The sequence below is a fragment of the Streptomyces sp. NPDC003327 genome, from assembly GCF_053589515.1.
The window spans coordinates 1-23,240 of record NZ_JBSFSA010000068.1 but is presented as its reverse complement, the minus strand read 5'-3'; the positions used below and the strand labels follow the sequence as shown (position 1 = coordinate 23,240).

Annotated in this window: 23 protein-coding genes; 12 read left to right on the top strand and 11 right to left on the bottom strand. The window is 72.6% G+C overall.

The genetic code is table 11. The features are described from left to right. Positions 1 to 53 precede the first annotated feature (53 nt). A complete protein-coding gene (gene fabI, locus ACWDVG_RS30215; RefSeq protein WP_451703911.1) occupies positions 54 to 830 on the bottom strand; it encodes an enoyl-ACP reductase FabI in 777 nt (258 codons plus the stop codon). A gap of 5 nt (positions 831 to 835) precedes the next feature. Next, positions 836 to 1,555 (bottom strand): 3-oxoacyl-[acyl-carrier-protein] reductase, encoded by a 720-nt coding sequence (fabG, locus tag ACWDVG_RS30210; protein ID WP_451703909.1) that lies wholly within the window; start codon positions 1,553 to 1,555, stop codon positions 836 to 838. A 186-nt stretch (positions 1,556 to 1,741) separates the two neighbouring features. Here fabG and ACWDVG_RS30205 point away from each other — a divergent pair, with 186 nt between their 5' ends. The 3 genes from ACWDVG_RS30205 (at position 1,742) to tyrS (ending at position 5,991) form a co-directional block, all read left to right on the top strand. Beyond that, on the top strand, positions 1,742 to 3,265 hold the full coding sequence (locus tag ACWDVG_RS30205) for a TldD/PmbA family protein (RefSeq protein ID WP_451703907.1): 1,524 nt from the start codon (positions 1,742 to 1,744) through the stop codon (positions 3,263 to 3,265). Continuing rightward, entirely contained in the window at positions 3,262 to 4,653 is a 1,392-nt protein-coding gene (locus ACWDVG_RS30200) for a metallopeptidase TldD-related protein (RefSeq protein ID WP_451703905.1), read from the top strand. Before ACWDVG_RS30205 ends, ACWDVG_RS30200 begins: the two co-directional genes overlap by 4 nt. A gap of 63 nt (positions 4,654 to 4,716) precedes the next feature. Then, positions 4,717 to 5,991, top strand: coding sequence for a tyrosine--tRNA ligase (gene tyrS / locus ACWDVG_RS30195; protein ID WP_451703903.1), 1,275 nt, complete (start codon positions 4,717 to 4,719; stop codon positions 5,989 to 5,991). Positions 5,992 to 6,126: 135 nt separating this feature from the next. Here tyrS and ACWDVG_RS30190 read toward each other — a convergent pair whose 3' ends face one another. Beyond that, the gene (locus ACWDVG_RS30190) at positions 6,127 to 6,402 is read right to left on the bottom strand and encodes a GlsB/YeaQ/YmgE family stress response membrane protein (RefSeq protein ID WP_451703901.1); all 276 of its coding nucleotides are present in this window, start codon (positions 6,400 to 6,402) and stop codon (positions 6,127 to 6,129) included. A gap of 180 nt (positions 6,403 to 6,582) precedes the next feature. On the opposite strand from ACWDVG_RS30190, the gene ACWDVG_RS30185 reads away from it, so the two are divergent. Further along, a complete protein-coding gene (locus tag ACWDVG_RS30185) occupies positions 6,583 to 6,927 on the top strand; it encodes a DUF3099 domain-containing protein (protein WP_451703899.1) in 345 nt (114 codons plus the stop codon). A gap of 198 nt (positions 6,928 to 7,125) precedes the next feature. Beyond that, a complete protein-coding gene (locus ACWDVG_RS30180) occupies positions 7,126 to 7,341 on the top strand; it encodes a hypothetical protein (protein WP_451703897.1) in 216 nt (71 codons plus the stop codon). A 57-nt stretch (positions 7,342 to 7,398) separates the two neighbouring features. On the opposite strand, the gene moaA is transcribed toward ACWDVG_RS30180, so the two are convergent. The 3 genes from moaA to ACWDVG_RS30165 all read right to left on the bottom strand — a co-directional run bounded on the left by moaA (position 7,399) and on the right by ACWDVG_RS30165 (position 10,602). Continuing rightward, positions 7,399 to 8,388: a GTP 3',8-cyclase MoaA gene (gene moaA, locus ACWDVG_RS30175; protein WP_451703895.1), complete on the bottom strand. Its 990-nt coding sequence runs from the start codon at positions 8,386 to 8,388 to the stop codon at positions 7,399 to 7,401. 202 nt (positions 8,389 to 8,590) lie between these two features. Continuing rightward, positions 8,591 to 10,231: a solute symporter family protein gene (locus ACWDVG_RS30170; protein ID WP_451703893.1), complete on the bottom strand. Its 1,641-nt coding sequence runs from the start codon at positions 10,229 to 10,231 to the stop codon at positions 8,591 to 8,593. Beyond that, the gene (locus ACWDVG_RS30165; RefSeq protein WP_451703891.1) at positions 10,228 to 10,602 is read right to left on the bottom strand and encodes a DUF485 domain-containing protein; all 375 of its coding nucleotides are present in this window, start codon (positions 10,600 to 10,602) and stop codon (positions 10,228 to 10,230) included. Before ACWDVG_RS30165 ends, ACWDVG_RS30170 begins: the two co-directional genes overlap by 4 nt. Positions 10,603 to 10,878: 276 nt before the next feature. Between ACWDVG_RS30165 and ACWDVG_RS30160 the strand changes: the two genes are divergently transcribed. Together ACWDVG_RS30160 and ACWDVG_RS30155 are read left to right on the top strand one after the other, a co-directional pair. After that, positions 10,879 to 12,420 carry a S8 family peptidase gene (locus ACWDVG_RS30160; protein WP_451703889.1) on the top strand — a complete coding sequence of 514 codons (1,542 nt, stop codon included), beginning with the start codon at positions 10,879 to 10,881 and terminating at the stop codon, positions 12,418 to 12,420. 76 nt (positions 12,421 to 12,496) lie between these two features. Then, on the top strand, positions 12,497 to 13,804 hold the full coding sequence (locus ACWDVG_RS30155; protein WP_451703887.1) for a CoA transferase: 1,308 nt from the start codon (positions 12,497 to 12,499) through the stop codon (positions 13,802 to 13,804). Positions 13,805 to 13,841: 37 nt separating this feature from the next. Here the strand turns inward: ACWDVG_RS30155 and ACWDVG_RS30150 are convergent, their stop codons facing one another. The 5 genes from ACWDVG_RS30150 to ACWDVG_RS30130 all read right to left on the bottom strand — a co-directional run bounded on the left by ACWDVG_RS30150 (position 13,842) and on the right by ACWDVG_RS30130 (position 18,186). Continuing rightward, positions 13,842 to 14,885 carry a zinc-dependent alcohol dehydrogenase family protein gene (locus ACWDVG_RS30150; protein WP_451703885.1) on the bottom strand — a complete coding sequence of 348 codons (1,044 nt, stop codon included), beginning with the start codon at positions 14,883 to 14,885 and terminating at the stop codon, positions 13,842 to 13,844. A gap of 27 nt (positions 14,886 to 14,912) precedes the next feature. Next, the gene (locus tag ACWDVG_RS30145) at positions 14,913 to 15,572 is read right to left on the bottom strand and encodes a lysoplasmalogenase (protein ID WP_451703883.1); all 660 of its coding nucleotides are present in this window, start codon (positions 15,570 to 15,572) and stop codon (positions 14,913 to 14,915) included. Beyond that, positions 15,569 to 16,492, bottom strand: coding sequence for a sterol desaturase family protein (locus tag ACWDVG_RS30140; protein WP_451703881.1), 924 nt, complete (start codon positions 16,490 to 16,492; stop codon positions 15,569 to 15,571). The genes ACWDVG_RS30145 and ACWDVG_RS30140 overlap by 4 nt, the downstream gene beginning before the upstream one ends. Positions 16,493 to 16,620: 128 nt before the next feature. Then, positions 16,621 to 17,334 carry a VIT1/CCC1 transporter family protein gene (locus ACWDVG_RS30135; RefSeq protein WP_451703913.1) on the bottom strand — a complete coding sequence of 238 codons (714 nt, stop codon included), beginning with the start codon at positions 17,332 to 17,334 and terminating at the stop codon, positions 16,621 to 16,623. 48 nt (positions 17,335 to 17,382) lie between these two features. Next, complete coding sequence (locus ACWDVG_RS30130; RefSeq protein ID WP_451703879.1) at positions 17,383 to 18,186, bottom strand: acetoacetate decarboxylase family protein; 804 nt, start codon at positions 18,184 to 18,186, stop codon at positions 17,383 to 17,385. 149 nt (positions 18,187 to 18,335) lie between these two features. Between ACWDVG_RS30130 and ACWDVG_RS30125 the strand changes: the two genes are divergently transcribed. The 5 genes from ACWDVG_RS30125 (at position 18,336) to ACWDVG_RS30105 (ending at position 23,126) form a co-directional block, all read left to right on the top strand. Then, positions 18,336 to 19,322, top strand: coding sequence for a DEDDh family exonuclease (locus ACWDVG_RS30125; RefSeq protein ID WP_451703877.1), 987 nt, complete (start codon positions 18,336 to 18,338; stop codon positions 19,320 to 19,322). Between the two features lie 64 nt (positions 19,323 to 19,386). Next, entirely contained in the window at positions 19,387 to 19,620 is a 234-nt protein-coding gene (locus tag ACWDVG_RS30120; RefSeq protein WP_451703875.1) for a hypothetical protein, read from the top strand. An 82-nt stretch (positions 19,621 to 19,702) separates the two neighbouring features. Then, positions 19,703 to 20,548, top strand: coding sequence for an SURF1 family cytochrome oxidase biogenesis protein (locus tag ACWDVG_RS30115; RefSeq protein WP_451703873.1), 846 nt, complete (start codon positions 19,703 to 19,705; stop codon positions 20,546 to 20,548). Between the two features lie 33 nt (positions 20,549 to 20,581). After that, positions 20,582 to 22,366, top strand: coding sequence for a glycoside hydrolase family 15 protein (locus ACWDVG_RS30110; RefSeq protein WP_451703871.1), 1,785 nt, complete (start codon positions 20,582 to 20,584; stop codon positions 22,364 to 22,366). A 4-nt stretch (positions 22,367 to 22,370) separates the two neighbouring features. Next, complete coding sequence (locus tag ACWDVG_RS30105) at positions 22,371 to 23,126, top strand: SDR family oxidoreductase (protein WP_451703869.1); 756 nt, start codon at positions 22,371 to 22,373, stop codon at positions 23,124 to 23,126. The last annotated feature ends 114 nt before the right edge of the window (positions 23,127 to 23,240 follow it).

Sequence of the window (23,240 nt, the reverse complement as noted above, 5' to 3'; positions counted from 1 at the left end):
CCCGCCCCGGCCGGGGCGGGCACACGGCCCTCGCTCGGTACGACGTCGGGCGATCAGGCGCCGATCGCGTGCAGACCGCCGTCGACGTGGACGATCTCGCCGGTGGTCTTCGGGAACCAGTCGGAGAGCAGCGCGACGATGGCGCGGCCGGCCGGCTCCGGGTCGGCGAGGTCCCACTCCAGCGGGGAGCGGCTGTCCCAGACGCTCGCCAGCTCGGAGAAGCCCGGGATGGACTTGGCGGCCATGGAGCCGAGCGGACCGGCCGAGACCAGGTTGCAGCGGATGTTCTGCTTGCCGAGGTCACGCGCCATGTAGCGGCTGGTGGCCTCCAGCGCGGCCTTGGTCGGGCCCATCCAGTCGTACTGCGGCCAGGCGAACTGCGCGTCGAAGGTGAGGCCGACGACCGAGCCGCCCTCGCTCATCAGCGGCAGCAGCGCCATCGTCAGGGACTTCAGGGAGAAGGCCGAGACGTGCATCGCGGTGGCGACGGACTCGAACGGGGTGTTCAGGAAGTTGCCGCCGAGGGCGTCCTGCGGCGCGAAGCCGATGGAGTGCACGACGCCGTCGATGCGGTCGCCCAGGTGCTCGCGGACCTGGCCCTCCAGGCGGGCGAGGTGCTCGTCGTTGGAGACGTCGAGCTCGAGGACCTTGACGTTCTCGGGCTTGGGGAGCTTCTTGGCGATGCGCTCGGTCAGCGACGGCCGGGGCCAGGCGGTGAGGATGATCTCCGCGCCCTGCTCCTGGGCCAGCTTGGCGGCGTGGAAGGCGATGGAGGACTCCATCAGCACACCGGTGATCAGGATGCGCTTGCCCTCGAGAATTCCGCTCATGGTGATCAGTGACCCATGCCCAATCCGCCGTCAACGGGGATGACGGCTCCAGTGATGTACGAGGCGTCGTCGGAGGCGAGGAACCTCACCGCGGCGGCGATCTCCTCCGGCTGCGCGTAGCGGCCCAGGGGGACCTGGGAGACGATGCCCGCGCGCTGCTCGTCGGTGAGCACCGCGGTCATGTCGGTGTCCACGAAGCCGGGCGCGACGACGTTGAAGGTGATGTTGCGCGAGCCGAGCTCGCGGGCGAGGGAACGGGCGAAGCCGACCAGGCCGGCCTTGGAGGCGGCGTAGTTGGCCTGGCCCGCGGAGCCCAGCAGACCCACCACCGAGGAGATCAGGACGACGCGGCCCTTCTTGGCCCGCAGCATCCCGCGGTTGGCGCGCTTGACGACGCGGAAGGTGCCGGTGAGGTTGGTGTCGAGGACGGACGTGAAGTCCTCCTCGGACATGCGCATCAGGAGCTGGTCCTTCGTCACGCCGGCGTTGGCCACGAGGACCTCGACCGGGCCGTGCTTCTCCTCGATCTCCTTGTAGGCCTGCTCCACCTGCTCCGCGTCGGTGATGTCGCACCTGACGGCCAGGCAGCCCAGCTCGGTGAGGGCGGCCGGCGGCTCACCGGAGCGGTACGTGATGGCGACCTTGTCGCCTGCCTGGGCAAACGCGCGGGCGATGGCGAGGCCGATGCCCCGGTTGCCTCCGGTGACGAGAACCGAGCGGCTCAACGGATCACCCTTTCGATAGCGGGTCTGGTATGTCGAGAACCTATCGGTCCCTTCCGCGATACGGAGAATCGGGCCCTGACAGTGGCGTACGGATGTCGCTGTCGGGTCCCTACAGAAAGCTCTGGGCATCACGGACGAAAGCGCGACATGATCGGGGGTGACCGGTCCCCCACGACAGGAGACTCCGTGCCTCATTCCATCGACGAAGCGTTCACGGCGCTTCCGCTGCGGGCGCTCGCCGACGCGGCGCTGGCCAGGGCCCGTGCGCTCGGCTGCGACCATGCCGACTTCCGCCTGGAGCGGGTGCGCAGCGCCGCGTGGCGGCTGCGGGACGCCAAGCCGTCCGGCTCATCCGACACCACCGACCTCGGGTACGCGGTGCGGGTCGTGCACGGCGGGGCGTGGGGCTTCGCCTCGGGGGTCGACCTGACCATGGACGGGGCGGCCCGGGTCGCCTCCCAGGCCGTGGCGATGGCGAAGCTGTCGGCGCAGGTGATCGCGTCGGCGGGTTCGGACGAGCGGGTGGAGCTCGCCGAGGAGCCGGTGCACGCGGAGAAGGTGTGGGTCTCGTCGTACGAGATCGACCCGTTCACCGTGCCGGCGGAGGAGAAGAGCGCGCTGCTCGCCGAGTGGAGCGCGCGGCTGCTGCGCGCGGAGGGCGTGGCGCACGTGGACGCCTCGCTGCTCACCGTCCACGAGAACAAGTTCTACGCGGACACGGCGGGCACCGTCACCACGCAGCAGCGGGTGCGGCTGCACCCGCAGCTGACGGCGGTCGCCGTCGACGGCACGACCGGCGAGTTCGACTCGATGCGGACGATCGCTCCGCCGGTCGGGCGGGGCTGGGAGTACCTGACGGGCACCGGCTGGGACTGGGACAAGGAGCTGGACGAGATCCCGGAGCTGCTCGCCGAGAAGATGCGGGCGCCGAGCGTGGAGGCCGGCCGCTACGACCTGGTCGTGGACCCGTCCAACCTGTGGCTGACGATCCACGAGTCGATCGGCCACGCCACCGAGCTGGACCGGGCGCTCGGCTACGAGGCCGCGTACGCGGGCACGTCCTTCGCCACCTTCGACCAGCTGGGCAAGCTGGCGTACGGCTCGTCGGTGATGAACGTGACCGGTGACCGGACCGCCGAGCACGGGCTGGCGACCGTGGGGTACGACGACGAGGGCGTCGAGGCGCAGTCCTGGGACCTGGTGAAGGACGGCACGCTCGTCGGCTACCAGCTGGACCGGCGGATCGCGCGCCTGACCGGGCTCGGCCGGTCGAACGGCTGCGCCTTCGCGGACTCCCCCGCGCACGTGCCGGTGCAGCGGATGGCGAACGTCTCCCTGCAGCCGGACCCGGGCGGGCTCTCCACGGAGGACCTGATCGGCGGGGTGGAGCGGGGCGTGTACGTGGTCGGCGACCGGTCCTGGTCGATCGACATGCAGCGGTACAACTTCCAGTTCACGGGCCAGCGCTTCTTCCGCATCGAGAACGGCCGGCTGGCCGGGCAGCTGCGGGACGTCGCGTACCAGGCGACGACGACGGAGTTCTGGGGCTCGATGGAGCAGGTCGGCGGCCCGCAGACGTACGTCCTCGGCGGCGCCTTCAACTGCGGCAAGGCCCAGCCGGGCCAGGTGGCGGCGGTCTCGCACGGCTGCCCCTCCGCCCTCTTCCGGGGAGTCAACATCCTGAACACGACGCAGGAGGCCGGTCGATGAGCCGCGTCAGCAAGCCGTACGAGATCGTCGAGCGGGCCCTGGAGCTGTCCCGGGCCGACGGGTGCGTGGTGATCGCGGACGAGGAGTCCTCGGCGAACCTGCGCTGGGCGGGCAACGCGCTCACCACGAACGGCGTGACCCGGGGCCGTACGCTCACGGTGATCGCCACCGTCGGCGGGGCCGAGGGCACCGCCTCGGGGGTGGTGTCCCGGTCCGCGGTGACCGCCGACGACCTGGAGCCGCTGGTGCGGGCCGCCGAGGCCGCCGCGCGCTCGGCCGGGCCCGCCGAGGACGCCCAGCCGCTGGTGGCGGACGTGCCGTCGTCGCCCGACTTCACGGACGCCCCGGCCGAGACGTCGTCCGCCGTCTTCGCGGACTTCGCGCCCGCGCTCGGCGAGGCCTTCGCCCGCGCGCGGGCCGGCGGCCGCGAGCTGTACGGCTTCGCCCACCACGAGCTGACCTCGACCTACCTCGGTACGTCGACGGGCCTGCGGCTGCGGCACGACCAGCCGAACGGCACCCTGGAGCTGAACGCGAAGTCCCCGGACCGGCTGCGGTCCGCGTGGGCCGGGCGGTCGACCCGGGACTTCAAGGACGTCGACCCGGCGGCGCTGGACGCCGAGCTGGCGACCCGGCTCGGCTGGGCGGAGCGGCGGATCGAGCTGCCGGCCGGGCGGTACGAGACGCTGCTGCCGCCGACCGCGGTGGCCGACCTGATGATCTACCAGCTGTGGTCCTCCGCGGCCCGGGACGCGGTCGAGGGCCGTACGGTCTTCTCCAAGCCCGGGGGCGGCACCCGGCTCGGCGAGACCCTCTCGCCGCTGCCGCTGACGCTGCGCAGCGACCCGAACGAGCCGGGTCTGGAGTCGGCGCCGTTCGTCATCGCCCACTCCTCGGGCGACGACTCCTCGGTCTTCGACAACGGCCTGCCGATCGCGCCGGTCGACTGGATGCAGGCCGGCAGCCTGGCCCATCTGATCACCACGCGGCACACGGCGGGGCTCACCCAGCTGCCCGTGGCCCCCGGCGCGGGGAACCTGATCCTGGACGGCGGCGGGGACTCCTCGCTGGAGGAGATGGTGGCCGCAACGGAGCGGGGCCTGCTGCTGACCTGCCTCTGGTACATCCGGGAGGTCGACCCGGCGACGCTGCTGCTCACCGGGCTGACCCGGGACGGGGTCTACCTGGTCGAGAACGGCGAGGTGGTCGGCGAGGTGAACAACTTCCGGTTCAACGAGTCGCCGGTGGACCTGCTGTCGCGGGCCACGGAGGCGGGCCGGACGGAGAAGACGCTGCCGCGCGAGTGGAGCGACTGGTTCACCCGGGCCGCGATGCCCGCCCTGCGGGTGCCGGACTTCAACATGAGCTCGGTCAGCAAGGGGGTCTGACCCCCATAGACTGAGTGTCGGCTTCTTCCTGCCATCCCTGACGACCCGAGGAGACGGACGATCGTGACGGACATCGTCGACGAGCTGAAGTGGCGTGGGCTCTTCGCCCAGTCCACCGATGAGGACGCACTGCGCAAGGCTCTCGCGGACGGTCCCGTCACGTTCTATTGCGGTTTCGACCCGACCGCGGCCAGTCTCCACGTCGGTCACCTGGTGCAGGTGCTCACCGTCCGACGGCTCCAGCAGGCCGGGCACCGGCCGCTGGCGCTGGTCGGCGGGGCCACCGGGCAGATCGGAGACCCGCGGCCGACGGCCGAGCGCACCCTGAACGACCCCGAGACGGTCGCGAACTGGGTGAACCGGCTGCGCTCCCAGATCGAGCCGTTCCTCTCCTTCGAGGGCGAGAACGCCGCGGTCATGGTGAACAACCTGGACTGGACCGCCGGGCTGTCGGCGATCGAGTTCCTGCGGGACATCGGCAAGCACTTCCGGGTCAACAAGATGCTGACCAAGGACTCCGTCGCCCGGCGCCTGGAGTCCGAGCAGGGCATCAGCTACACCGAGTTCAGCTACCAGCTGCTCCAGGGCATGGACTTCCTGGAGCTGTACCGGCGCTACGGCTGCACGCTCCAGCAGGGCGGGTCCGACCAGTGGGGCAACCTGGTGGCCGGACTCGACCTGATCCACCGCCTGGAGCCGGGCGCCGAGGTGCACGCCCTCGCGACCCCGCTGATGGTCAAGGCGGACGGCACCAAGTTCGGCAAGACCGAGAGCGGCGCCGTCTGGCTGGACCCGGAGATGACCACGCCGTACGCGTTCTACCAGTTCTGGCTGAACGTGGACGACCGGGACATCTCGACGTACATGCGCATCCTCTCCTTCCGGTCCCGTGAGGAACTGGAGGAGCTGGAGGCGCAGACCGCCGAGCGGCCGCAGGCACGGGCCGCGCAGCGGGCGCTCGCCGAGGAGCTGACCACCCTGGTGCACGGCGCCGAGCAGTGCGCGGCCGTCATCAACGCCTCCAAGGCGCTCTTCGGGCAGGGCGACCTGGCCGAGCTGGACGGGGCGACGCTCGCGGCCGCGCTCTCCGAGCTGCCGCACGCGCGCGTGACGGAGCTGGGCCAGGTCGTGGACCTCTTCACCGAGGTCGGCCTGGCGGCGAGCAAGTCGGCGGCGCGGCGGACGGTGAAGGAGGGCGGGGCCTACGTGAACAACGTCAAGGTCACCGCCGAGGACGCCGAGGTGACGGCCGACGAGCTGCTGCACGGGCGCTGGCTGGTGCTGCGGCGCGGCAAGAAGAACCTGGCGGCGATCGAGTTCGCCGGCGCGGAGGGCTGAGACCCGCCCGCTCCCGCGGTTCCGGCGCGCCGGGACCGTCTACGTACGCGCGCCGGTACCGCCGGCGTACGACAGGGGCCCGGTGCGGCACACGAGCTGTGTGCCGCACCGGGCCCGCGTGCGTGGCGCCCCCGGTCAGGCGCGCCGTCTGTTGCCCTTCATCGAGGCCCACAGCATGTCCCCCACGCCGACGATCGCGACGGCGCCGATGAGCTGGAGGAGGTGGCGGGTCCAGTCGATGCCCTTGGTGTCGTTGACGCCGATCCAGGTCGCGACGGCGTTGCCGAGGACGCTGCCGAGAATGCCGAACACGGTCGTCAGCCACAGGGGGATCTGTTGCTTGCCCGGCAGGATCGCCTTGGCGATCAGACCGAGCACGAAACCCACGATGATTGCCCACAGCCAGCTCATGGTCGCCTCCTGGTACGACGCTTTTCGCGCATGTGGGCCCAGTCTCGGCGCATCCGTCGTACGACGCATGTCGGACGGTCCGTACGTGACCCGGCCGCGTCGGTCGCGGACGGCGGGCGTACCGTGGAAAGAGGTCCGGACCAGGGAGGGTCCGGCGCGAGCGGTGGGCGGTGGAAGGCGATGCGGAAGCGTGGCGGAACCGAGGTCTTCCGGATCACGGGAGCCCGGCAGGGGCTGGCCGACGACGTCCGTGGACGGCAGCGGAGGTATGTGATCTCCATGTCGGTGCGGACGCTCTCCGTGATCGCCGCGGCGGTGCTGTGGAACGTCGAGCGGCACGTGGCCGTCGTGGCGCTCGCGCTCGGCGTGCTGCTCCCCTACATCGCGGTGGTGATCGCGAACGCGGGCCGCGAGTCCGCTCCGTCCCTTCCCTCCACGTTCGTCCCGGGTCCGGTGCGTCCGGCCCTGGGTCCGGGCGAGTCGGCGGCGGAGGACGGACCGGACGCCGCGTCCGGTCCGAAGTGATCACGGAACGTGCGTCGGAAAGCTCAAGAAAAGCTCAGATCAATCATGAAGTTCCGGTGCACCGCACCCCATGTGCCGTGACATACTGCCTACGCGCTCCGTATCCCCCGTCGGAGCGACGGACCGATGCCGGGCAGCTCCCCCCGTGGCTGCTCGGCATCGCCCTTGCTGGACAATGACCGGGTGATCCAGGGTCCAGTGAGCGAAGAGAAGCCGGTCTGCTCCGCCAAGGGGTGCCACGCCGACGCCGTGTGGGTGCTCGCGTGGAACAACCCCAAACTGCACACGCCGGAGCGGCGGAAGACGTGGCTCGCGTGCGAGGAGCACCGCGAGCACCTCTCCCAGTTCCTGGGCGTACGGGGTTTCCTGAAGGACGTCGTGCCGCTGGCCGACTGGGAGCCGACCGAGTCCTGACGGGGGCGCCGCCGCTCGGCGGGCGGTCGTCAGCCGCCGACGCTCAACCGCGGCTCCTCAGCCGCCGATCGCCGACATCGGGCGCTCGGGCTGCAGGAAGCTCGGGTCGTCGAGGCCCGAGCCGGCCTTCTTGCCCCACATCGCCTTCTTCCACAGCTCGGCGACGTCGGCGTCCGGGGCGTCGGAGCGGAGCGCGGCCCGCAGGTCGGTCTCCTCGGTGGCGAAGAGGCAGGTGCGGACCTGGCCGTCGGCGGTGAGGCGGGTGCGGTCGCAGGCCCGGCAGAACGGGCGGGTGACGGAGGCGATGACGCCGACCGTGTGGGGCCCGCCGTCCACGACCCAGCGCTCGGCGGGGGCGGAGCCGCGCTCGTCGGCGCCCTCGGCGGTGAGCGTGAAGCGGGTGCGCAGGGACTCCAGGATGTCCCCGGCGGTGATCATGCCGTCGCGCTTCCAGCCGTGCTGGGCGTCCAGGGGCATCTGCTCGATGAAGCGGAGTTCGTACCCCTGCTCCATGGCCCAGGCGAGGAGGTCGGGGGCCTCGTCGTCGTTGAGCCCCGGCATCAGGACGGCGTTGACCTTGACCGGGGTGAGGCCGGCGTCGCGGGCGGCTGCCATGCCGTCGAGGACGTCTCCGTGGCGGTCGCGGCGGGTGAGGGTCTTGAAGACGTCGGGCCGGAGGGTGTCCAGGGAGACGTTGACCCGGTCGAGGCCGGCCGCCTTGAGGGCGCCCGCGGTGCGCTTGAGGCCGATGCCGTTCGTCGTGAGGGACATCCGGGGGCGCGGCTCCAGGGCGGCGCAGCGCTCGACGATGCCGACGAGGCCGGGGCGGAGCAGCGGCTCGCCACCGGTGAAGCGGACCTCGGTGACGCCGAGGTCGGTGACGGCGATGCGGATCAGCCGGACGATCTCGTCGTCGGTGAGCAGGTCCGGCTTGGCCAGCCACTGCAGGCCTTCCTCGGGCATGCAGTAGGTGCAGCGCAGGTTGCACCGGTCCGTGAGGGAGACGCGCAGGTCAGTGGCCACACGGCCGTAGGTGTCGATGAGCACTGTGGGCCCCCTCCCCGGTTTCCGGTTTGCGTGTTCTTCGAGCCTACGCGAGACGGCCGACATCGAGCAGGGCCGATTGTCACGAGGTACGGCGCGGCCGCGTCGTAGAACTCTACGACGCGGCCGGTGGATCGCTGCGGACCGTATACGAACCGCTGCTCTCCGGTCAGTGCTTGCTCTGCGTTCGGGGCTCGCCCCGCGGTCAGTGCTTGACGGCGGCGGCGATCCCGACGCCGGTGAGGGACTTGACCTCCAGCTCCGCGTACTTGCCCGCGTCCGGCTCCTCCTTGGAGAGGAGGGAGCCGAGCCAGCCGAGCAGGAAGCCGAGCGGGATGGAGACGAGGCCGGGGTTCTCCAGCGGGAACCAGTGGAAGTCCAAGCCCTTGAACATCGAGGCGGGTCCGCCGGAGACGACCGGCGAGAAGAGGACGAGGACGACCGAGGAGACCAGGCCGCCGTAGATCGACCAGAGCGCGCCCCGGGTGGTGAACCGCTTCCAGAAGAGCGAGTAGAGGATCGTCGGCAGGTTGGCCGAGGCGGCGACCGCGAAGGCGAGGGCGACGAGGCCGGCGACGTTGAGGTCGCGGGCGAGGGCGCCGAGCGCGATCGACACGATGCCGATGAGGACGGTGGACCAGCGGGCCGCCCGCATCTCCTCCTTCTCGGTGGCCTTCCCGCGCTTGATCACGTTGGCGTAGATGTCGTGCGCGAAGGACGAGGAGGAGGCCAGGGTCAGTCCGGCGACGACGGCGAGGATGGTGGCGAAGGCGACGGCGGAGATGACGGCGAGGAGGATCGCGCCGCCGGTGGAGTCGGCGCCGCCGCCGACCTCGAGGGCGGTGAGCGGGGCCGCCGTGTTGCCCGCCTTGTTGGACGCCTTGATGGTGTCGCCGCTGAGGAGGGCCGCGGCACCGAAGCCGAGGACGATCGTCATCAGGTAGAAGGCGCCGATGATGCCGATGGCCCAGTTGACCGACTTACGGGCGGCCTTGGCGGTCGGCACCGTGTAGAAGCGGATCAGGATGTGGGGCAGGCCCGCGGTGCCGAGGACGAGGGCGATGCCGAGGGAGAGGAAGTCGAGCTTCGAGACGGCGGTGGTGCCGTACTTGAGGCCGGGCTCCAGGAAGGCGTCTCCCTTGCCGCTGTTGGTGGCGGCGGCGCCGAGCAGCTGCGAGAGGTTGAAGTCGAACTTCAGCAGGATGAGGAAGGTGATGAGGAGGGTGCCCACGATGAGGAGCACGGCCTTCACCATCTGCACCCAGGTGGTGCCCTTCATGCCGCCGATGGTGACGTAGACGATCATCAGGACGCCGACGAGGGCGACGATCGCGATCTTGCCGCCGTCGCTGGTGATGCCGAGGAGCAGCGAGACGAGGACGCCGGCGCCGGCCATCTGCGCGAGCAGGTAGAAGATCGAGACGACGATCGTGGAGGTGCCCGCGGCGGTGCGGACCGGGCGCTGGCGCATCCGGTAGGCGAGGACGTCGCCCATGGTGAAGCGGCCGGAGTTGCGCAGCGGTTCGGCGACGAGGAGCAGGGCGACGAGCCAGGCGACCAGGAAGCCGATCGAGTAGAGGAAGCCGTCGTAGCCGAAGAGGGCGATGGCGCCGCTGATGCCGAGGAAGGACGCGGCGGACATGTAGTCGCCGGAGATCGCGAGGCCGTTCTGGAAGCCGGTGAACTGGCCGCCGCCGGCGTAGAAGTCGGCGGCGCTGCGGGTCTGGCGGCCGGCCCGGACGGTGATGAAGAGGGTGGCGATCACGAAGGCGGCGAAGAGCGCGATGATCAGCGGCCGGTGCTCGCTGGTGGCGTTCTCGGCGGCGAGCAGGACGGGGGTGCTCATGCGTCGCCCTCCATACGGGACTTGATGGCCTCGGCCTTCGGGTCGAGGCGGTTCGCCGCGTGCCGCGAGTAGAGCCAGGCGATGAGGAAGGTGGTCGCGAACTGGCCGAGGCCGAGGACGAGCGCCACGTTGATGTTGCCGAAGACCTTGGTCCCCATGAAGCCGCCCGCGTAGTTGGAGAGCAGCACGTACAGCAGATACCAGGCGATGAAGGCGATCGTCAGGGGAAAGGCGAAGGAACGGTACGTACGGCGCAGTTCGCCGAATTCCTCGCTTTCCTGGACCTGGACGAATTCGTCCGTCGTGGGCCGGACGGGACCGGTCTCGGTCTCCGTGCCCTTTCCGGGCGGCGGCGGTGCTTCGGTAGCCACGGTCTCTCCTCGTGACGCGGGGGCGGACGGCATGCTCACAGGGGCCTCACCGGGGGGGGGTGCGGGACCGGGGCTCCGAACGGAGCCCCTCCCCTGCACAACGGCACGGAGCGGAAACCGAAGCGGTTCACACGAGTGGTTCGTTCGCACAGATCTTCATGAAGTCCTCTCAACTCATTGAACGGCCGGAAGGATCAGCGATAGCTTCACTCGTCATGCACCTGTCCGGCCGCAACCCCGCGCCCGGGCAGTACATACGGATGATGTGGAGAACCCATGGCTCATCTGGGATCGAGGCGCGGCCGGGCTCTTGCCCTGCCTGCTGGTCTCGCGCTCACGGCTTCGCTCGGCTTCCTTCCCTCCGGCGCCGCCTCCGCCGCGGAACTGAGCGACGCACCCGCGGCCGCGGCCGTGTCGGCCAACGGCCCGAAGCTGTCCTACGTCGTCAACGTCGAGGGCGGTCGCTGGACCTCCGCCTCGGTGAAGAAGGCGATCGCCGCCGCCGGCGGTGAGGTCGTCATCGCGTACGACCAGATAGGCGTGATAGTCGTCCACTCGCAGAACCCCGAGTTCGCGAAGACGATCCGCCAGGCGCGCGGCGTGGTGTCGGCGGGCTCGACCCGCACCGCCCCGCTCTCCGTCCAGACCGACACCTCCGTGGACGAGGGCGCGCAGAACCTGACCGCGGCCGAGGCCGCGGCCGCCGCGGCGACCGCGGGTGCCGACGAGGACCCGCTCCAGCCGCTGCAGTGGGACCTGCCCGCCATCAAGGCGGACCAGGCCCACCAGAAGACGCTCGGCAGCAAGCGCGTCACCGTCGGTGTCATCGACACGGGTGTCGACGACACCCACCCGGACCTGGCGCCGAACTTCGACGCCGCGGCCTCCGCCAACTGCGTGACCGGCAAGCCGGACACCACCGCCGGATCGTGGCGCCCGAACCCGGGCGAGAGCGACCACGGCACGCACGTCGCCGGCACGATCGCCGCCGCCAAGAACGGCGTCGGCATCACCGGTGTCGCCCCGGGCGTCAAGGTCTCCGGCATCAAGGTGTCGACCCCGGACGGCTTCTTCTACACCGAGGCCGTGGTCTGCGGCTTCGTGTGGGCGGCCGAGCACGGCGTCGACATCACGAACAACAGCTACTACACCGACCCGTGGATGTTCGCCTGCAAGAACGACGAGGACCAGAAGGCCCTCATCGAGGCGGTCACCCGCGCGACCCGGTACGCGGAGAAGAAGGGCACGGTCAACGTGGCCGCGGCCGGCAACTCCCGGTTCGACCTGGCTGCCGACTCGATCCTCGACAACAGCAGCCCGAACGACACCACCCCGGGCGACCGGGTCATCGACCCGAAGGTCTGCCTCGACTACCCGGCGATGCTGCCGGGCGTGGTGACGGTCTCCGCGACCGGCGCCAAGGACCTGAAGGCGTCGTACTCGAACTACGGTCACGGTGTCATCGACATCGCCGCCCCCGGTGGCGACCGCACCGAGTACCAGACCCCGGACGCCCCGGCGGTCAACGGCCGCATCCTGTCGACCACGGTCAACGGCGGCTACAACTACAAGGCCGGTACGTCGATGGCGTCGCCGCACGCCGCCGGCGTGCTCGCGCTGCTCAAGTCGACGCACCCGCACGCGAGCCCGGCGGGCCTGAAGGCGCTGCTGTACGCCCAGGCCGACGAGCGCGCCTGCACCAACCCGTACGACATCGACGGCAACGGCACGGTCGACGCGGTGTGCGAGGGCGGCGAGCAGAAGAACGGCTTCTACGGAGCCGGTCTGGTGGACGCGCTGGACGCGGTCCGCAAGTAAGGCGCTCCGGAGGGGCCCCGGTGTGGTGCGCCACACCGGGGCCCCTTCGCGTGGCACGCGGTGCCATCATGCGGGGATGGACAGCACGGTGCGTTCGGGCACGGAGTCGTTGTGGTCGGCCCTCGGCGGTGATCCCGCCCTCGTCGACCGGGTGGCGTACGGCGGGCCCTCCGGGCTGCTGCCCGCGCGGCTGCCGGTGATGGACCTGGCGCGGGCGACCGTCGCCGTCTGCGCGCTCGCGGCCGCGGAGCACGCGGGGGCGCCCGGCCGCGTACGGGTCGACGACGGGGCGGTCGCCACCGCCTTCGTGAGCGAGCGTCACCTCCGGGTCGACGGACGCGCACCGGTCACCTTCGCGCCGCTGTCCCGGTTCTGGCGGGCGGCCGACGGCTGGGTCCGTACGCACGCCAACTACCCGCACCACCGGGCGGCGCTCCTCGCGGCGCTGGGCGTCTCCCACGCCCCGGACGCGGTGGCGGCCGTGGCGGCGGCGATCGCGGAGCGGCGGGCCGTGGAGGTCGAGAGCGCCGTGTACGGGGCCGGGGGCCTGGCCGTCGCCCTGCGCACGCCCGGGGAGTGGGCCGCGCACCCGCAGGGGCGGGAGGTGGCGGCCCGGCCGCTGCTGACCCGGGAGCGGCTCGACGGGGCCGCGCCGCGCCGGAGGGCGGGCCGGCTCCGGGTCCTCGACCTCACCCGGGTCATCGCGGGCCCGGTCGCCACGCGGACGCTGGCGCTGCTGGGCGCGGACGTGCTGCGGATCGACCCGCCGGGCAGCCCGGAACTGCCGGACCAGCACGCGGACACGGGGTTCGGGAAGCGGACGGCCGCGCTGGATCTGGACCGGCCGTCGGACCGGCGCACCTTCGACGAACTGCTCGATGCCGCCGACGTGTTGGTGACCGGCTACCGGCCGGGGGCGCTCGACCGGTTCGACCTGCACCGGCCCGGTCTGGTGACCGCCCGGCTCTCCGCCTGGGGGGACTACGGCCCGTGGGGCGGGCGGCGGGGCTTCGACAGCCTGGTGCAGGTGGCGACGGGCATCGCCGTCACGGAGGGCTCGGCGGCGGAACCGGGGACGCTGCCCGCGCAGGCGCTGGACCACGGGACGGGCTATCTGCTGGCGGCCGCGGTCCTGCGCTCGCTCACCGAGCGGTCCCGGGAGGGCGGCACCCGGCTGGTCCGCCTGGCCCTGGCCCAGACGGGACACTGGCTGACGCACGCGCTGCCGCGGTACGAGCCGGAGCGGTACCTCGCCGAGTCGGCGGGCCCGCTGGGGCGGCTGCGGCACGCGCGCTCCCCCGTGTCGTACGAGGGCGGACCGACGGCCTGGTCCCGGCCCCCGGGCGTCGCGGGCGGCGACGCGCCGGAGTGGCCGGGGGCCTGAGGCGGCCGGGGGCCGGGGTGCGGAGGGGCGGGGGCGGTCAGGGCTTGATGAGGACCTTGAGGGCGGTGCGCTCGTCCATCGCCTTGTAGCCGGTGGGGACCTCGTCGAGGCCGACCGTCAGGTCGAAGACCGGGGAGGGGTCGATGCGGCCGGAGAGGATGTCGGGGAGCAGCTCGGGGATGTAGGCGCGGACGGGCGCCACGCCGCCGTGCAGGGAGACGTTCCGGTCGAACATGTCGTCGAGGTCGAGGCCGGTGGCGCTGCCGTGCGGGACGCCGACGTAGCCGACGGTGCCGCCGTCGCGGGTGACGGAGACGGCCGTGCGCATGGACTGCTCGGTGCCGACGGCCTCGATGACCGCGTGGGCGCCCTGGCCGCGGGTGAGTTCGCGGACGGCGGCCACAGCGGCCTCGCCTCGCTCGGCGACGATGTCGGTGGCGCCGAAGGTGCGGGCGATGTCGGTGCGGGCGGTGTGGCGGCCGAGGGCGATGATCCGCTCGGCGCCGAGGCGCTTGGCGGCGAGGACGCCGCAGAGGCCGACGGCCCCGTCGCCGACGACGGCGACGGTGGAGCCCGGCTTCACCCCGGCGCCGAGGGCGGCGTGGTGGCCGGTGCCGAGGACGTCGGAGAGGGCGAGGAGCGCGGTCAGCAGGCGGTCGTCGGAGGCCGCCTCGGCGGGCAGCTTGACGAGGGTGCCGTCGCCGAAGGGGACGCGGACGGCTTCGCCCTGGCCGCCGTCGGAGCCGCCGGAGCCCCAGAAGCCGCCGCGCGGGCAGGAGGTCTGCAGGCCCTCGGCGCAGTAGTCGCAGGTGCCGTCGGACCAGACGAACGGGGAGACGACGAGGTCGCCCGGGGCGAAGCCGGTCACGGCGGAGCCCGTCTCCTCGACGATGCCGAGGAACTCGTGGCCGATGCGCTGGCCGACCTCGCGGGGGGAGTCGCCGCGGTAGGCCCACAGGTCGCTGCCGCAGATGCACGCGCGCAGGACGCGGACGACGACGTCGGTGGGCTCCTGGATCACCGGGTCCGGCACGTCCTCCACGCGCATGTCGAACGGGGCGTGGATGGTGGTGGCGCGCATGGCGGGGCACCTCGCTGTGAGTACGGTTCAGGGGGCTGGACGTCCTTCACCGTACCTCGCGCGCAGGGCTCCCGCGGCAAGAAGCGACTGGCCCGCGACGTAGGTGGCCATGACCCAGAAATCGGGTGCCGGAAGCTGGGGCCAGTCGGCGACGCCGGTGGCGATGAGCGTGTCCGACAGCAGGAAGAGGGCGCCGCCCGCGCCGGCCAGGGCGCCGAGGGAGCAGGCGCGGTACGCCATGGCGGTGAGGAGCAGCGAGTACCCGGCGACGGGGACGCGCAGCTCGGCCGGGAGGTCGGGCCACAGCAGGGCGACGAGGGTGACGAGGGCCGCGGCGTACGGGACGGCGAGCGCCGGTGACGTACGGCGGCGGCCGAAGAGGACCAGGTAGCAGACGTGGCCGGCGGCGAAGGAGCCCATGCCGACGAGGAAGGCCCCGTCGGCGTCGGAGAGCAGGAAGACGTCGCCGCCCCAGCCGAAGAGGAGCGCGGCCAGGAGGAGCCGGGGGGCGCCGCGGGTGGCGGCGTACGCGGCGAGCAGCGGCATCAGGAGGGGCTTGGCGACGAGATGGCCGGTGTCGGCGCCGGCGAGGAGCGAGCCGAGGTCGACGGCGGTCGCGAGGGCGAAGGCGGCGAGGAGGCCGCGGGAGAGGCGGCGGGAGGACCCGCGGGAGGAGGGGCGGCTCACGCGGCGGGCTCCGGCGCGGGACCGCCCTGGGGTGCGTCGCCGCGGGGTGCCTCGCCGCGGGGTGCCTCGCCGCGGGGTGCCTCGCCGCGGGGCGCGGGCTGCCAGCCGGGGCCGCGGAAGAGGCGTCCGGCCCGCTCGCGCCAGTCGCGGGCGGTGCGCAGGTCGCGGGCGATGGCGGCGTACTCGTGGGTGGCGACGCGGAGGGGGTTGTAGGTCTCGATGTTCTTGGTGAGGCCGTAGACGGGCCGCTCGGTCTCGCCGACCCAGGAGCCGAACATCCGGTCCCAGACGATGAGGATGCCGCCGAAGTTGCGGTCCAGGTAGCCGCCCTGGGAGGCGTGGTGGACGCGGTGGTGGGAGGGCGTGTTGAGGACGTACTCGAAGGGCCGGGGGAGCTTGTCGACGCGTTCGGTGTGGATCCAGAACTGGTAGACGAGGTTGACCGAGTAGCAGAAGGCGACGGCCGCGGGGTGCACGCCGAGGGCGATCATCGGCAGGTAGAACGGCCAGGAGGTGAGGCTGGTCCACGGCTGGCGCAGCGCGGTGGTGAAGTTGAACTTCCGGCTGCTGTGGTGGACGACGTGGCAGGCCCACAGGATGCGGATGACGTGGTGGCCGCGGTGCTGCCAGTAGTAGAAGAAGTCCTGGGCGAGCAGCATGAGCGGGATCGTCCACCACAGGACGGGGACGCGGAGCGGCGTGAGCTCGTAGACCGCCGTGTAGACGGCGACGACGGGGATCTTCCACAGGGCGTCGAAGGCGAGGCTGCCGAGTCCCATGCCGAGGCTGGTGGCGGAGTCCTTGGTCTCGTACCCGGCGGCGTCCTCGTCGGGGTGGAGGTGGTGGCTGACCATCTCCAGGACGGTGAGCAGGACGAACGCCGGTATGGACCAGAGCACGACATCGGGCAGGTTCGGCATGCCGTCGACGGTAGGGCCGGAGGCCGGGACCCGGCTAGACGTTGTTACCAACAAGTATGCGAGACGGCTTGTCAGCAAGGTTTGGCACCTTCCGACAAGGGCGCTGCCGACCGGGGCGGGCCGCGGGCTCAGACCCCCGCCGCGTCCAGGAGCGAGCCCGCGCCGTAGGTGACGGCCATGGCGAGGGCGCCGCCCGCGACGTTGCGCAGGACGGCGCGGGCCGCCGGGGCCTCGCCGAGGCGGGCGCTCCACCAGCCGGTGAGGGCGAGGGCCGCGAGGACGGAGACCACGGTGATCCAGAGCCGGGCGGACGGCGGCGGCAGCACGATCGCGAGGAGCGGCAGCAGGGCGCCCGCGGTGAAGGCGAGGAAGCTGGCGCCGGCCGCGTGCCAGGGGTTGGTGAGGTCGTCGGGGTCGATGCCCAGCTCCACGCGCGCGTGGGCGCGCAGGGCGTCGCGGGCGGTGAGCTGTTCGGCGGCCTCGCGGGCCACGTCGGCCGAGAGGCCGCGGGCGGCCAGGAGCTCGGTGAGCTCGTCGAGTTCGGCGTCGGGGCTCTCGCGCAGTTCGCGCCGCTCCTGGGCGAGGGCGGCCCGCTCGGAGTCGCGCTGGGTGGAGACGGAGACGTACTCCCCCGCCGCCATCGACATGGAGCCGGCCAGCAGGCCCGCGAGGCCCGCGGTGAGGAGGGCGGCCTGCGACTCGGTGGCGCCGGCGACGCCGACGACGAGGCCGGCGGTGGAGACCACGCCGTCGTTGGCTCCGAGCACGGCGGCCCGGAGCCAGTTGAGACGCGTACCGAGACCTCCGCCGTGGGCCTCGTCGTGTGCGGGAGGTTCGGTCACGTCGTCGGTCACGTCATCGGTCACGTCAGGAGGGTCGCACCCGGCGGCTCACCGGAGGCGGACCGACCCGCCCGGCTGGAGCGGGTCGTCGTACCGCTGGTGGAGGAAAGGCAGCAGGGCCTCGGCGGAGACGCGCGCCGCGACGCGGCCGCGCTGGTCGGTGGTCTTCTCGCCGAGCGTGATCTCGACGAGGCGGCGGACCGGGAGGTCGGCGACGGGGTCGTACATGGACTCGCGCAGGACGACGTCCCCGGTGATCCGCTCCAGCCTGCGCACCCTCTCGCGGCGCACGCAGTGGACGAGGACGGCGTCGGCGTCGAGGCCCGAACCCTCCACGCCGGGAAGGAACGTGAACGAGAAGTCGGTCCGCTCGGTGGGGCCGGGGAGCGGGAGCGGGCCGGAGACCGCGCCGCGCACCTCGACGAAGGCGATGCCGTGCCGGGCGAGGGCGGCGCGCACGACGAGCCCCTCGCGCTCGACGGTGACCTCGCCCAGCTTCCTCGGCTCGCCGAAGACCTCGCGGCCGCCGGTCAGGGCCCGCTCGTGGCTCGTCGGCATCACGAGGGGGTACCAGCCCTCCTGGTCGCCGTGGGCGGCGGCGACGGCCACGGAGCCCGCGCCGGAACCGGCGCCGAAGCGGTGGCCGGGCAGCTCGACCCGGCTGACGGCGACGCGGACGAGGGGGCGTGCGGTGGGGGCGAGCGGGGGCGGCAGGACGGCCGCGACGACGTCGGGGTCGGTCTCCCAGACGGCGACCACCTCGGTGGACCAGAGGTCGGGGAGCCGGGCCGCACGCGCGCGTGCCGCCGCCGCCTCGACCTCGCTGCGCGCCCCGTACCGTACTCGTGCCATGACGTACCACCCTTCGGGATCGTCGGCCCGCACCACAGTCGCACCGAGGGCGATCACGGGTAAAGAGCCGTGCACCGGCCGCCCTCGCGGGACTTAACGGACATTCAGCACACCGGGGACGGAGCTGTCGGTGGCGGCCCGTATTCTCAGTGACCATGCTCGACGACCGTACGACTGCAGCGACGTGGCCGGCCGCGTATCCCCGGGGATACGCGGTCGTCGACGTGGAGACCACCGGCCTCGCCCGCGACGACCGGATAGTGTCGGCTGCCGTCTACCGCCTCGACGCGCAGGGGAACGTCGAGGACCACTGGTACACGCTGGTCAACCCGGAGCGGGATCCCGGGCCGGTGTGGATCCACGGCCTCACGAGCGACGTTCTTGAGGGCGCGCGGCTCTTTCCCGAGATCGCCGAGGAGTTCGCGGAGCGGCTCGACGGGCGCGTGCTCGTCGCGCACAACGCGATGTTCGACTGGCAGATGATCGCCAGGGAGTACGCGCGCGCGGAGCGGACCGCCCCGGTGCGGCAGCGACTGTGCACGATCGCGCTCTCCAAGGAGCTGTCGCTGCCGCTGCCGAACCACAAACTGGAGTCGCTCGCCGCGCACTTCGGCGTCGTGCAGCAGCGGGCGCACAACGCGCTGGACGACGCGCGCGTGCTCGCGGAGGCGTTCCGGCCGAGCCTGCACGCCGCCGCCGAGCGGGGCGTGCGGCTGCCGCTCCTGGAGTGCCGCCCGCTGACGGAGTGGTCCCCGGGGCCCGCGCGGCCGCTGATCGGCCACCAGTCCTCGTACGGCGGCTCGTACCGCGCGGGGGGCTGGCGCCCCTCGCGGAAGCGGCCGCCCTGCCCGTACCCCAACCCCGGGCGGTACGAGACGGACAAACCGCTCAAGCAGGGCATGCGGGTGGCGTTCTCCGGCGACACGTCCGTCGACCGCGAGCTCCTGGAGGACCGCACGGTCGAGGCCGGGCTGCACGTCGCCACCAGCGTCTCCCGGCTGACGAGCCTGCTCGTGACGAACGACCCGGACGCGGCCACCTCCAAGACCGTCAAGGCGAAGTCGTACGGCACCCCGATCGTCGACGAGGCCGCCTTCACCCAGCTGCTGCGGGACGTCGCCCCGGCAGACGGGTGACAGCCCGGTCCCGGGCGGGCGTGCCGCGCGGCGCGCGCCCGCCCGGGGCCCCACCCTGTGGCGCATGGCACGTTGTGAGGTCTGCGGAAACGATTACGGCATGTCCTTCGAGGTGCACGCGCAGGGCGCGGTGCACGTCTTCGACTGCTTCTCCTGCGCCATCCACCGCATGGCGCCGATCTGCGAGCACTGCCGGGTCCAGATCATCGGACAGGGCGTCGAGGTCGAGGGCACCTGGTACTGCGGCGCCCACTGCGCCCGCGCCGAGGGGAAGGCGGGCATCGTCGACAGAGTGTGAGGAAACGATCCTGGGCGGGGTGGCGCAAGCCACCCGAACCCCCCTGTACGGGACCCGCACGCCGGGCTGTACGGTCGTGGGCGTGTACCGCTTCCTCCTGACCCGGCAGTGGGTGATCCTCACCCTCGTCGCCCTCGTCCTCATCCCCGTGATGGTCGAGCTGGGGTTCTGGCAGTTCCACCGGCACGAGCGGCGGGTCGCCCAGAACGCCCTGATCGCGGACAACCTCAAGGGGAAGCCCGTCCCGGTCGAGGAGCTCACCTCCCCCGGCCACACCGTCCCCCGCGCCGACTACTGGCGCACGGTCACCGCGACCGGCACCTTCGACGCCTCCCACGAGGTCGTCGTCCGCCGGCGCACCTCCGCCGACGACCGGATCGGCGTCCACGTCCTGACCCCGCTGGTCCTGCGGGACGGCCGGGTCGTCCTGGTCAACCGCGGCTGGGTGCCCGCCGCCCCCGACCAGCGCTCCTTCCCCGCGGTGCCGCCCGCCCCAGGGGGCGAGGTGACCGTCACCGGCCGCCTCAAGGCCGACGAGACGACCGGCGCCAGCGGCATCAAGGACCTCAAGGGCCTGCCCGACCGTCAGGTCATGCTCATCAACAGCCGCCAGCAGACCGAGCTGATCGGCCGTGAGGTGCTCGGCGGCTACCTGGAGCAGACCGCGCCCGAGCCGGCCGGCGACACGCCCGAGCTGATCCCCGAGCCCGACCACGACTCGATCGGCGCCCACATGGCGTACGCCGTGCAGTGGTGGCTCTTCGCCGCGGGCGTCCCGGTGGGCTGGCTGGTGCTCGTACGACGGGAGAAGCGCGACCGGGAGGCGGCCGCCCGCACCGGGGAGTCCGGGAGCGACGGCGGCGGGACCGAGGGCGACGGGACCGAAGGCGCCGAAGGCAACGCGATCCAGGCCACTGACTCCCGCTGATTGACCGTCGCCCCTCGGGGGAACGCCCACAGCGTGACGCAACGTATCGACGACTACGCCCTCATCGGTGATCTCCAGACCGCCGCGCTCGTCGGCCGCGACGGGTCGATCGACTGGCTGTGTCTCCCCCGCTTCGACTCCGCCGCCTGCTTCGCCGCCCTGCTCGGCGACGAGGACAACGGCCACTGGCGGATCGCGCCCAAAGGGGCCACGACCTGCGCCACGCGCCGCTACGCCGACGACTCCCTGGTCCTGGAGACCTACTGGGAGACCCGCACCGGCACCGTCAAGGTCATCGACTTCATGCCCCAGCGGGACCGCTCCCCCGACCTCATGCGGATCGTCGAGGGCGTCAGCGGCAGCGTCGAGATGAGCTCCGTGATGCGGCTCCGCTTCGACTACGGCTCGATCGTGCCCTGGGTGCGCAGCTCCGCCGGGCAGCGGGTCGCCGTCGCCGGGCCCGACGCGGTCTGGCTGCGCACCGAACCGCCCGTGAAGACCTGGGGCCAGCAGTTCGCCACCTGCTCCTCGTTCACCGTCGCCGCCGGCGAGAAGGTCGCCTTCGTCCTCACCTGGCACCCCTCGCACGAGCCGCGCCCCGCGCGCGTCGACCCCTTCGCCGCCCTGGAGCAGTCGCTCGCCGACTGGCGGGCGTGGGCGGCCCGTTGCGTCTACCGCGGGCCGTACCGGGACGCGGTGGTCCGCTCCCTCATCACCCTCAAGGCGCTGACCTACGCCCCCACCGGCGGGATAGTCGCCGCCCCCACCACCTCGCTGCCCGAGGAGATAGGCGGCGTGCGGAACTGGGACTACCGGGCCTGCTGGCTCCGCGACTCCGCCCTCACCCTCGCCGTGCTGCTCGCCGCCGGATACGGCGAGGAGGCGGCCGCCTGGCGGGACTGGCTGCTCCGCGCGGTCGCCGGCGACCCGGCCGACCTCCAGATCATGTACGGCCCCGCCGGTGAACGCAGGCTCCCCGAGACGACCCTGCCCTGGCTGCGCGGCTACGCCGACTCGGCGCCCGTACGGACCGGGAACGCCGCCGTGGAGCAGTTCCAGCTCGACGTGTACGGCGAGGTGATGGAGACGCTGAACCTCGCCCGCGAGGCCGGGATCCCCGCGGAGCGGCACGCCTGGAACCTCCAGCTGAGCCTGCTCGGCTTCCTGGAGTCGACCTGGCGCGAGCCCGACGAGGGGCTGTGGGAGGTGCGCGGGCCGCGCCGCCACTTCACCCACTCCAAGGTGATGGCCTGGGTGGCCGCCGACCGGGCGGTGCGCACCCTGGAGGCCGACCCCTCGCTGCCGGGGGACGTGACGCGCTGGCGGGCCCTGCGGGACGAGATACACGCCGAGGTGTGCGAGAAGGCGTACGACCCCGAGCGGAACACGTTCACCCAGTCGTACGGCTCCCGGGAGCTGGACGCCGCCACCCTCCTGATCCCGCAGGTGGGCTTCCTGCCGCCGGACGACCCGCGGGTCCTCGGCACGGTCGACGCGGTGCGAGCGGAGCTGCTGCACGGCGGCTTCGTCCACCGCTACACCCCCGACTCGGGCTCCGTGGACGGACTGCCGGGCCGGGAGGGGACGTTCCTCGTCTGCTCCTTCTGGCTGGCCGACGCGCTGTGGCTGACCGGGCGCACCGAGGAGGCCAGGTCGCTCTTCGACCGGCTCCTGACGCTCCGCAACGACGTCGGCCTGCTGGCGGAGGAGTACGACCCGGTGGCGCGGCGCCAGCTCGGCAACTTCCCCCAGGCCTTCAGCCACATCGGCCTGGTGGGGACCGCTCTCGCCCTGGACGTCGGGGAGGCGGCAGGATAGGGGCATGGATCTTGGACTGAAGGACCGTGTGTACGTGGTGACCGGCGCGACCCGCGGGCTCGGCCGGGCGTCGGCCGAGGCGCTGCTCGCCGAGGGCGCCCGGGTGCTGGTCACCGGCCGCGAGGAGGCGTCGGTCGCCGCGGCGGTGGCCGAGCTGGGCGAGGGCGCGGCGGGTCTCGCCGCCGACAACACCGACCCCGAGACCCCGGCCCGGCTGCTCGCCGAGGCGCGGGCCCGGTTCGGCGGCCTCGACGGTGTGCTGATCAGCGTCGGCGGTCCGGCCCCCGGCTTCGCGGCGGACAACACCGACGAGCAGTGGGCGGCCGCCTTCGACACGGTCTTCCTCGGGGCGGTACGGCTCGCGCGCGCGGCGGCCGAGACCCTCACCGAGGGCGGGGTCATCGGCTTCGTCCTGTCGGGTTCGGTCCACGAGCCGATCGCCGGCCTCACGATCTCCAACGGGCTGCGCCCCGGCCTCGCCGGCTTCGCGAAGTCCCTCGCCAACGACCTGGGCCCGCGCGGCATCCGGGTGGTCGGCCTGCTGCCGAGCCGCATCGACACCGACCGGGTGCGGCAGCTCGACGCGCTGTCGGGCGACGCGGACGCCGCGCGGTCGGCCAACGAGGCCGCGATCCCGCTGCGCCGCTACGGCACGCCGGAGGAGTTCGGCCGCACGGCCGCGTTCCTGCTCTCCCCGGCCGCCTCGTACCTGACGGGCGTGATGCTGCCGGTGGACGGCGGCGCCCGCCACGGTTTCTGAGCGGCTGCGAACGCGCCCGGGGGTGGGGGGGGGGGGGGGCGCGCCCCCCCCCCCCCCCCCCCCCCCCCCCCCCCCCCCCCCCCCCCCCCCCCCCGGCGCCCCCGCGCGGGGCGG

Excerpts from the sequence above, each read along its gene's own strand:
- fabI (WP_451703911.1), bottom strand. The coding sequence starts at position 830 with ATGAGCGGAATTCTCGAGGGCAAGCGCATCCTGATCACCGGTGTGCTG.
- ACWDVG_RS30200 (WP_451703905.1), top strand. The coding sequence starts at position 3,262 with ATGAGCCGCGTCAGCAAGCCGTACGAGATCGTCGAGCGGGCCCTGGAG.
- ACWDVG_RS30190 (WP_451703901.1), bottom strand. The coding sequence starts at position 6,402 with ATGAGCTGGCTGTGGGCAATCATCGTGGGTTTCGTGCTCGGTCTGATC.
- ACWDVG_RS30185 (WP_451703899.1), top strand. The coding sequence starts at position 6,583 with ATGCGGAAGCGTGGCGGAACCGAGGTCTTCCGGATCACGGGAGCCCGG.
- ACWDVG_RS30170 (WP_451703893.1), bottom strand. The coding sequence starts at position 10,231 with ATGAGCACCCCCGTCCTGCTCGCCGCCGAGAACGCCACCAGCGAGCAC.
- ACWDVG_RS30160 (WP_451703889.1), top strand. The coding sequence starts at position 10,879 with ATGGCTCATCTGGGATCGAGGCGCGGCCGGGCTCTTGCCCTGCCTGCT.
- ACWDVG_RS30155 (WP_451703887.1), top strand. The coding sequence starts at position 12,497 with ATGGACAGCACGGTGCGTTCGGGCACGGAGTCGTTGTGGTCGGCCCTC.
- ACWDVG_RS30150 (WP_451703885.1), bottom strand. The coding sequence starts at position 14,885 with ATGCGCGCCACCACCATCCACGCCCCGTTCGACATGCGCGTGGAGGAC.
- ACWDVG_RS30140 (WP_451703881.1), bottom strand. The coding sequence starts at position 16,492 with ATGCCGAACCTGCCCGATGTCGTGCTCTGGTCCATACCGGCGTTCGTC.
- ACWDVG_RS30130 (WP_451703879.1), bottom strand. The coding sequence starts at position 18,186 with ATGGCACGAGTACGGTACGGGGCGCGCAGCGAGGTCGAGGCGGCGGCG.
- ACWDVG_RS30120 (WP_451703875.1), top strand. The coding sequence starts at position 19,387 with ATGGCACGTTGTGAGGTCTGCGGAAACGATTACGGCATGTCCTTCGAG.
- ACWDVG_RS30105 (WP_451703869.1), top strand. The coding sequence starts at position 22,371 with ATGGATCTTGGACTGAAGGACCGTGTGTACGTGGTGACCGGCGCGACC.